This is a genomic window from Halomonas garicola, assembly GCF_031935715.1.
In the GTDB taxonomy this organism is placed as follows: domain Bacteria; phylum Pseudomonadota; class Gammaproteobacteria; order Pseudomonadales; family Halomonadaceae; genus Vreelandella; species Vreelandella garicola.
In genome coordinates, this window is record NZ_JASSZF010000033.1 from 23,207 (window position 1) to 32,042 (window position 8,836).

Annotated in this window: 13 protein-coding genes; all 13 read left to right on the plus strand. The window is 59.5% G+C overall.

The window, feature by feature from the left end:
• The first annotated feature begins 3 nt into the window (after positions 1-3).
• The 13 genes from RS027_RS11345 (at position 4) to RS027_RS11405 (ending at position 8,728) form a co-directional block, all read left to right on the plus strand.
• Positions 4-1,026, plus strand: coding sequence for a hypothetical protein (locus tag RS027_RS11345; RefSeq protein ID WP_311956972.1), 1,023 nt, complete (start codon positions 4-6; stop codon positions 1,024-1,026).
• The gene (locus RS027_RS11350; RefSeq protein WP_311956974.1) at positions 1,023-2,300 is read left to right on the plus strand and encodes a hypothetical protein; all 1,278 of its coding nucleotides are present in this window, start codon (positions 1,023-1,025) and stop codon (positions 2,298-2,300) included. The genes RS027_RS11345 and RS027_RS11350 overlap by 4 nt, the downstream gene beginning before the upstream one ends.
• Complete coding sequence (locus tag RS027_RS11355) at positions 2,300-3,577, plus strand: hypothetical protein (RefSeq protein WP_311956976.1); 1,278 nt, start codon at positions 2,300-2,302, stop codon at positions 3,575-3,577. The genes RS027_RS11350 and RS027_RS11355 overlap by 1 nt, the downstream gene beginning before the upstream one ends.
• A gap of 24 nt (positions 3,578-3,601) precedes the next feature.
• A complete protein-coding gene (locus RS027_RS11360) occupies positions 3,602-3,754 on the plus strand; it encodes a hypothetical protein (RefSeq protein WP_311956978.1) in 153 nt (50 codons plus the stop codon).
• Between the two features lie 54 nt (positions 3,755-3,808).
• Positions 3,809-4,063: a hypothetical protein gene (locus tag RS027_RS11365; RefSeq protein ID WP_311956980.1), complete on the plus strand. Its 255-nt coding sequence runs from the start codon at positions 3,809-3,811 to the stop codon at positions 4,061-4,063.
• Positions 4,064-4,093: 30 nt separating this feature from the next.
• A complete protein-coding gene (locus RS027_RS11370) occupies positions 4,094-4,273 on the plus strand; it encodes a hypothetical protein (protein WP_311956982.1) in 180 nt (59 codons plus the stop codon).
• 232 nt (positions 4,274-4,505) lie between these two features.
• The gene (locus tag RS027_RS11375; RefSeq protein WP_311956994.1) at positions 4,506-5,588 is read left to right on the plus strand and encodes a phosphoglucose isomerase-related protein; all 1,083 of its coding nucleotides are present in this window, start codon (positions 4,506-4,508) and stop codon (positions 5,586-5,588) included.
• Between the two features lie 85 nt (positions 5,589-5,673).
• Positions 5,674-6,792 carry an ISAs1 family transposase gene (locus RS027_RS11380; RefSeq protein WP_311956996.1) on the plus strand — a complete coding sequence of 373 codons (1,119 nt, stop codon included), beginning with the start codon at positions 5,674-5,676 and terminating at the stop codon, positions 6,790-6,792.
• 21 nt (positions 6,793-6,813) lie between these two features.
• A complete protein-coding gene (locus RS027_RS11385) occupies positions 6,814-7,236 on the plus strand; it encodes a phosphoglucose isomerase-related protein (RefSeq protein ID WP_311956985.1) in 423 nt (140 codons plus the stop codon).
• Positions 7,237-7,319: 83 nt separating this feature from the next.
• Entirely contained in the window at positions 7,320-7,619 is a 300-nt protein-coding gene (locus RS027_RS11390) for a type II toxin-antitoxin system RelE/ParE family toxin (RefSeq protein ID WP_300274768.1), read from the plus strand.
• Positions 7,616-7,912, plus strand: a complete 297-nt coding sequence (locus RS027_RS11395; protein ID WP_311956988.1) for an addiction module antidote protein — start codon at positions 7,616-7,618, stop codon at positions 7,910-7,912. Before RS027_RS11390 ends, RS027_RS11395 begins: the two co-directional genes overlap by 4 nt.
• Before the next feature lie 169 nt (positions 7,913-8,081).
• Positions 8,082-8,459 carry a hypothetical protein gene (locus tag RS027_RS11400; RefSeq protein ID WP_311956990.1) on the plus strand — a complete coding sequence of 126 codons (378 nt, stop codon included), beginning with the start codon at positions 8,082-8,084 and terminating at the stop codon, positions 8,457-8,459.
• Between the two features lie 35 nt (positions 8,460-8,494).
• Positions 8,495-8,728 (plus strand): hypothetical protein, encoded by a 234-nt coding sequence (locus tag RS027_RS11405; protein WP_311956992.1) that lies wholly within the window; start codon positions 8,495-8,497, stop codon positions 8,726-8,728.
• The last annotated feature ends 108 nt before the right edge of the window (positions 8,729-8,836 follow it).

The window sequence follows — 8,836 nt, forward strand, 5'->3', positions numbered from 1 at the left end:
ATAATGAAGCGTAAGCTGATCATCCACGTCGGAATGGGCAAGACCGGCAGCTCCTCGATCCAGAAGACGCTGCGGGTGGCGCGGCCCACCTTGGAGCGGCATGGCATCAAGTACCTCGGACTGATGCTGGAACACCTTAACCTACCGACCGCACAATACGATTGGCATGTCGTGGATGGCTGGTTCGCGTACACTAACAAGGAGCGTGTGCAAGCTAACTCTGAGTTGGCCCATGCCCTTCAATACGCCGATGACCAGTTGCCCACCGAGCTCCACACTCTCATCTGGTCTAACGAATCCCTCTTCGACCGGTTCGAGGACGTGCAGCCGGCACTCGATGCACTGCGTGATCGCTATGACATCCGGGTCATCGGTTATATTCGGCGGCCTGACAGCTGGATCCTCTCCGCCTACCTGCAATGGGGCATCAAGCACAAGGCCTACCGAGGCCCGCTCAAGCCCTTCCGCGCCTGGGTACAGGACAAGCCGTATGTCGTGACACCAATGGCAGAGCAATGGGCGGCTCTTGCCGACGAGGCTCGTTTCTTCAACTTCGATGACATCAATGACGTTAGCGCTCAGTTCGTGCGTGACGCCCTCGGCCTAAGCGAAGAAGAGGTCCCATCACTGCGGGAAAACGACACCCCGCCTCCAGCAGCCATGGCCTTGTTCGCCTATCATAACTCCATGACCGAAGGGACGGTACTTCCTGACGAGCTGGAGCCGCTCCTCAAGCAGGCCGGGCTCTATGAGAAGATGCCGAAGTCTCCGCCCTACAACCGCCTGCTTCCGGATGAAGCCGAGGTGGCTGAGTACGTCGAAAGACACCGCGATGAAATCGAACGGATAAACACACTGTTCGCGACAGGCGGGCAGAGTGGTTTCGACCTGGCAACGCCACGCTTCAAGGATTACACCACTACGCCGCTGGATACCAACCGGGCGATGATGCAGCTCATCACTCATTTGTGGCACGAGGTTGAAGACTTGAAGGCGCAGTTGAAAAAAAAAGGCGACACGGAATGATCGAAGAGGCCATCGTGCATGTCGGGATGCATAAGACCGGTTCGAGCTCTATCCAGGCGACCCTACATAATCTTGCTTCGGAGCCTGGTGCGCCGGCGGGTTACTTGAAGCTGAATTCCCCGAATCACTCGGGTTTTTTTATGACTCTACTGTCTGAAAAGCCAGAGGAGTACCATGCTCACAAGCTAAATGGTCGAACGAAACAAGAGGCTAAAGAGATTCAAAAACGATTTGAGCGAGATCTTGAGTATGCTCTTTCTGTATTTGATTCTCGTGTGCTTATTATTTCGGCCGAAGATCTAAGTGCACCTGGCATGACTGAGAATATGTTAGGCCGCCTAAAAAACATACTCTCGCGCTATTGTTGCTCAGTACGGGTTGTCGGATATGTTCGGCCTCCAGTGGCTTATATGCAGTCTGCATTTCAGCAACGTTTGAAAGGTGGAGATCAGTACGGCCTGGATGTGAAGAAACTTTGGCCGCATTACCGCAAGAGGTTCCAGACACTGGACCGAGTCTTTGGAAAAGAGAAGGTTGACCTTGTACCTTTCCTGCCAGGCTCGCTATATCAAGGTGATGTGGTGCTTGATTTTGCCCGGAGAGCAGGGGTCGAATTAACAGAAGAGGACTTGGTTCGTACTAATGAGTCTATTTCTCTCGAGGCATGTGCTTCCCTGTTTGCAATGCGAAAGCTGCAAAAGGCCGCACCGTATGGTGGCTACACAACCGATAACAACCGCCTGGTAGAGGCGGCCTCTCAGCTGGGTTCGGAAAAGCTCGTCTTCTCACAGAAACTGGTTCAGCCGGTTTTGCAGGCACACCAAGCTGACCTTAACTGGATTAATGACCGACTGGGCCAATCGATTGAGGACGCTCCACGTGTTGCAAAGGCCAGTATTGGAACCGAAGCGGATTTGCTGGAGGTGGCGGTAGCCAATGGGCGATCGCTCTGGCAGCTTCTGGAAGACGAAGCGATAGAGCATAACGGCGAGCCATCCACACCTGAATTGGTCAATCGCTTGGGCTTGCTGACTGCCCAAAACGCACTAGTTTATCAGGAACAAGGTACTGCTGATTCGAGCGAGGTCTTAGGCGGTTTTCGTGAAGCAGATCCCGTATCAATTTTAGAACAAGCTGCAGGCCTGTTCACGCAGAGTGAACCGGAGGCCGCAACCGCTTTTCGCCGCCTGATCGGTCCGGCAAGAGCGCAGGCTCGCAAGGTGGTTGCCGGCAACTTGGCACCGACGCATCCGAGCACAAAGGGGGCTAGCTGATGTCACGATTGGTCATTCATATTGGCATGCCCAAGACGGGTTCGTCCTCTATCCAGGATACTTTGTTTGCCAAGGGCAGGCATGTGGATTTCCGCTACGCGGATCTGGGCGTGGCTAACCAAGGGGGCAAGCTACGTTCGTATTTCAGTACTGATCCATATGAATGGCCCGGTCATCGAGCTGCCGGACGGGCGCCCGATCAGGTAAAGGCCTTCAACGAGGCTGTTGGGCGGGAAGTTTCTGCTATCAAGGCCCAAGGGGGGCAGCAGGTCATCTCTGGCGAGGATCTTTATCACCTTGGCGAAGAGGGCTTGAGGCGGTTGCGTGATGAGTTTAGCAGGGCCTTCGACCGTGTCGAGATTATCGGCTACATCAGACCGCCTGCTTCATTCATTGCTTCGGCCTTCGTCCAGTTGGTCAAGAATCATGGTCAATCACGACTGGATCTCAACAAGTTGTGGCCTCGGTATCGCGCAAAGCTTGAGAAGTTTGACCAGATCTTTGGCCGGGAGCATGTCACCCTGCGGCCATTCGATCACAAAAAACTGGCCGACGGCGATGTGGTGCAGGACTTCTTCCAGTTCCTTGGTGCCCCTATTGATCCCACGGAAATCCGCCGGGTCAACGAATCCCTCAGCCTGGAGGCAACGGCTGCGCTGTTTTTCTTTCGCCAAGAGGGGCCGTGCTACCAGCCCTATCCTGGAAAGGCGAGTGATAACAACCGTCTGGTGAACATGCTCGCTGGCTTCGGCGAACGCAAGCTGCGTTTCGCCGATTCCCTGGTTAGGCCGATTTTGGAACGTGAGGCAGCCGACCTGGAATGGATCGAATCGCGCCTGGGGCAGCCACTCCAAGATGCCGGATCGACGGATGACGATGCCATCACCTGTGAGCAGGATCTGCTGGATGTGGCAAAGGAATCCCGACAGGCATTGGAGGTCTTCGTCCGCGAGCAGGCGCATACGGTCGAGCCGACCCCTCAGCAGATCGCCAACTGGATGGAAAAACTGCGCGTCACCGTCACCGGCAGAGCCTCCAATGGTGTCACCCCGGCACCGTGCTCAGAAAGCAGCTTTTTTACACGGGAGCAGGTGCAGCGCTTGACCGGCCAGAAAATGGGCCCAGCCGCGGCGCTACGGGAGTTGGCGGTAGCGTTCGAGCGCAATGGTCACCGTGAACAGGCCTGCCTTTGTGCAGAGGCTGCGAGTGCACTGCGGCCCGATGTCGCGGGATTGCGTGCACTGAGTGCCCGTTTGTGTGGTGGGCCTGAAGGGTAACAGGTCGCTTAGGGTAACAACTCTATGAGAATCCTGCTGGGCACCAACCAGTTCCAGGAGATCGCCGGCTCCAAGCTGGTGATCCAGGAGTTTTCCGAGCTGTTCATCCATGCCGGCCACGAGGTGGTGATCACCGCCAACTTCGTGGGCCAGCCGCTGACACTCCAACTAGCTTGACAGTGGGGGCATGGGCGTGGCGGCGACAGCTATGGCCGCATTGGCCCAAGGGCGTTGCTGGATGCCGATGTCGTCATCTCCATCGGCAAGACGGTGCCGTACTGCCTGGCCTCGCGTACGCCGGTATTTATCTATGACCACTTCGCCGGGCCGGGCTACCTGAATGCGCAAAATCTCGAGCGAGCGGCCAGGTACAACTTCTCCGGCCGCTGCAGCCGCACGCCACGCAGCGCCGAGCAGCTGGCGACCGAGCTGGTAGAGGGCTACGTCGAGGGAGTCGCTTTCATGCGTGAGCTGCCCGATGTGTAGCGAGGTGCGTATCGCCTGCGTCCACAGCTGATGAAATTGCTGGAGCGTATCGAGCATACCCTGCCCAACGGCGAGCGGCTCGAGGCACTTGAGGCGCATCGGCAGGCCATGCGCCATGAAAAGGCCCTGGCCGAGGCCGCGGGCATGTTCTATCGCATGTGGCGCGGTGCACACCTGACGATGCAGCGGCTCAGAGCTCGGCAGCTGTAACAACGCGCCCGCAAGCAGGGCAGAGCGGAGAGGATATCAGCATGCGTTTCAAGGAAGAGGAGTTAGCAGCGGTGACGACCACTGCCACTATCGACAAACTGCACGGGGAGGCCGGCCACCTGTCATCGCTCTGCCAGGCCGACCTGCTGACAGGTAGCCAGAGGCCGAGGCGCGTCAACGGCGACTCGAGGTCTCGTTCGGTGACTGGCGGCTGGATCTCTCTCGCCAGCGCCTGCAGCCGGAGACGCTCGAGCATCTAGCCGAGTGGGCCGAGGCTTGCGGCCTGGCCGAGCAGCGCCAGGCGCTGTTCGCCGCGGGCATCGTCAACCCTTCCGAGGGACGCCCGGCGCTGCATACCGCCCTGCGCTGGCCACAGGAAACACCGCCTGTAGCGGGCAGTGAGGCGGAGGTGACCTTTGCTGCCGAGCAGCGCCGGCGTATGGCGCTGCTGGTCGAACGGCTGCGTGCCGGGCAGTGGCGTGGTGTGACGGGGCAGCCGATTCGTCATGTGATCCATATCGGCGTGGGCGGCTCGGATCTCGGCCCGCGGCTGGTGGCAGAGGCGCTGGAAGAGACGCACCCGACCCGCGGCCCCTCGGTGCACTATGTCTCCACCATGGATGCCAGCCAGCTGGTGGTGCTGTTCGAAAGACTCGACCCCGCGGCCACGTTGCTGGTGATGGCCTCGAAGTCGTTCACTACCGCCGATACTCGCTACAACCTGGAAACGGCCCTGACATGGCTGAGCAGTGCGCTGGGGGCAAGCCGTGAGGCGATCTGCCGCCAGCAGCTGATCGGCGTTTCCGCCCGGCCGGAGAAGATGGCTGCCCTGGGCATTCCCGAGGCGCACCGGCTGACCTTTGCGGAGGGGGTAGGCGGGCGCTTCTCGCTGTGGTCGACCATTGGTATCAGCCTGGCGGTTCAGATCGGCATGCCGGCCTTCGATGAACTGCTGGCCGGTGCCCATACCATGGATCGCCACTTTCTCGAGGCGCCCACCGTACGCAATCTGCCGGTACTGATGGCCGTGGTGGGCGCCTGGAACAGTCAGTTTTTGGGCATCCCCTCCCATGCGGTGCTTCCCTACGATGGTCGGCTCGCCAGCCTGCCCGGTTACCTGCAGCAGCTGGAGATGGAGTCCAACGGCAAGAGCGTGGGCCGGGATGGGCAGAGCGTCGAGCACACCACCTGCCCGATCCTGTGGGGCGACGTAGGGCCCAACGGTCAGCACGCCTTCTACCAGCTGCTGCACCAGGGCAGCCATACCGTGAGCGCCGACTTCATTGCCGTGGCGCGCCGCAGGGAAAACGCATGAAAAACCGCTCTACGACGGGCTTCGTAGCGCTTTACCAGTAGGAGCTAATGTGGTCATCTAACGACTTTTTCTCATGGATGACCCGATGCTGACGCCGTCCCTTATGCACCATCTATCGATCGTTCCCGACTTCCGTCAGGCGTGGAAAGTGCAGCATCAGCTGTCGGATATTCTCTTCCTGACGGTCTGTGCAGTGATCTGTGGTGCGGAGGGGTGGGACGAGATAGAGGATTTTGGCCACGCAAAGCTGGATTTTCTTCGCCAGTACGGTGATTTTGAGGCTGGCGTACCGAGCCATGACACCCTGGCCCGGGTGATGGCGATGGTGGATGCCAAGCAGGTCCAAACCGCCTTTGCCGAGTGGATGAAGGCTTGTCATGACGTCACCGATGGGGCGGTGGTTGCCATCGATGGCAAGACCCTGCGCGGCTCGTACTGCCGAGGGAAGGGCAAAGGGGCAATCCACATGGTCAGCGCTTTCAGTGCGGCGAATGGTGTGGTGCTGGGGCAGATCAAGACGGCGGAGAAATCCAACGAGATAACGGCGATTCCCGAGCTGCTCAAGCTTCTCAACCTGCAAGGCTGTCTGGTGACGATCGATGCCATGGGGTGCCAGAAGAAGATCGCCACTCAGATCCTGCAGAAGGGCGCCGATTACCTGCTGTCCGTGAAGGACAACCAGCCGGCCTTGGCTGACGCCTTCGAGGCCGCATTCCCCATGGCCAAGGTCGCCAGCTTCGAGGGTGACGCCTATGTCACGGATGAGAAGAACCGAGGCCGGCAAGAGACCAGATACCATATTGTCAGCGAGGTTACTGAAGAATTTCAGAAGCTTAGCTATGAATGGCCGGGCCTGAAATCGGTAGGCGTGGTGATGAGTTTCCGCCAGGAAGGTGATGAGGTGCCGGAAGCCCCGATGATCCGCTACTACATCAGCTCTGCCGACCTGAGCGCCAAGAAGCTCGCCGAAGCGGCTCGTCAGCACTGGCATATTGAGGCGAAGCTCCACTGGTCCTTGGACGTGGCACTGCGAGAGGATGCCTGCAAAATCCATCGCGGACGGGCGGCAGAAAATCTCGCCAGGGTCCGACATATCGCTTTGAATTACCTGAAAGGGGAGAAGCGTTTCAAGGGCGGAATCCGGCGGAAACAGAAGAAAGCGGCGCTGGATGAGACCTATCTGGCAGACATTCTCGCGGTGTAGGATCTTTCATGCGTTTTCCCTGTGGCGCGCCGCCATGCCCAAGCCCCCGAGGCCCTGCGGGAGACCCTGAGTGCGCAGCAGCGTCTGACCCTCGCCAACTGCCTGGCCCAGGCGCAACTGATGGCCCTGGGCGACGACGCCATACCTGCCTCGCTGCAGGCCCATATGGCTCGCGGCTATCGCGGTAACCAGCCTTGCTCGGTGCTCGTGATGGAGGAGCTGACGCCCTGGAACCTGGGCGCCCTGCTCGCCATGTATGAGCACAAGGTGTTCGTTCAATCGCTGCTGTGGGGGCTCAATCCCTTCGACCAGCCCGGGGTGGAGCTGGGTAAGCGCCTGGCCCAGGGCCTGGAGCAGAGCCTGGCGGAAGGCGACGCCGCCGGCGACTGGGTTGATGATGCCGCTACCCGCGCGATGGTGGAGCATTTGTTGAAGCATTCGTAGGCGGAAAGTGCCCGGCTGCGCGGCCAACGAGCCGGAGCGAGGCAGCCATTGAGGTGCTGTAGTTTATAAACTACACTTGCATCATGCTCGATATCAAACAGACCGACACGTACCGGAAATGGGAGCGCAAGTTGCGGGATCAACGCGCCAAGGCGCTGATAGCGGCGCGTGTCTTCCGTCTCGCCAATGGCTTGCCAGGCGATGTTCAGCCCGTAGGGCAGGGTGTCAGCGAGCTACGCATTCATCATGGCCCTGGATATCGTGTCTATTTCAAGCAGCGCGGCAGCGAAATCGTCATTCTTCTTTGCGGTGGCGACAAGAGTACGCAGCAGCGCGATATCGAGACAGCACAGCGGCTTGCAGCAGAGTGGGAGGCGTCATGAGCGATAAGATTTTTGACTACGATCCGGCAGCCGCCCTGGAAAGCGAGGAGGCGATTGCGGTGTTTCTGGCGGATGCGTTGGAAACGGGCGACTCCGCCTACATTGCCAAGGCGATGGGCGTGGCAGCACGTGCCAAAGGCATGAGCGAGCTTGCCCGGGAAACCGGGCTTTCCCGCGAGCAGCTGTATCGCTCATTCAGCGAGCAGGGGAACCCCACGCTGAAAACCATGCTGGTCGTGATGCGAGCCCTTGGCGTTGACCTGACGGCTCGCCCGCATGAGCCGGCTGCGTAACACCGCTATTCGCGCAGCAAGTTGCTCTTTCCCCACGGCCCTCTCTTTCAGCTTCCAGCCGCGCAGCGGCGCTCTTCCAGCTCCAAGCTCACGGCGCTGGCGGGTGAAACACCTTGCGCTCCTTTTGATCGGGCAATATATTGCCTGTGTAAGCCTTTGAGGAGCTCCCATGCATTTCCGTGTTCGCAAGCAGGTCGTCCAGCTGGTCCGCATGAAATATGACCCCGCTATCAAGCGGGGGCGGGCCCAGGTGGTGGGTAGCGTCAAGCTGGCGAGCCCTATATTGCCCGCCGAGCTGCGCGAGCAGCTGACCGCGCAAGAGGTCGCCGAGTTCGATACCTGGGTGGCCACTCAGCACCGCAGTCATCAGCTCAAGCAGGAGCTGGCGGCGCTGACCCTGGCCGAGCAGATCGATCAGGCGCGGGAGTGGTTCGAGCAGCAGCAGTGCGCGGAGAACCAGGAAGCGGCGCGGGTGCTGGCCGAGGAGACGATGCGCAGCATCAAGCAGCTGCGCAGGACTCTTAATCAGCGTGGGCTTCTCGAGTAAGGCCAACCCCAACGACCCAGACAAGGAACGAGACCATGATGACCGAGACAACTGTCGGTACCCGGCAAGCGACCGAGATTGATACCCTCAAGCCCGCCGACCTGGTGGAGCGCATGAAGGCGCAGAACCCCGACCTGGCCGGCAAGATGAACGACAAGCGCATGGCCGCCCTCGTGCGCGGAACCCTGCAGGCGCTGGCCGCCGAGGTAAACGAGCGTGAGGCGGGCCGCCTGCGCGTGCCCGGCTTTGGCCGTATTAGGGTCTGTTGACGTTTCATGGCAGGGGTATTGGCAGGATAGGGGCAAGCTCACAGAATAAAGGTTCCTAAGCCAACAAACTGCAAGCCTGCCATGCCCCGACAAATGCTCACGGATGAA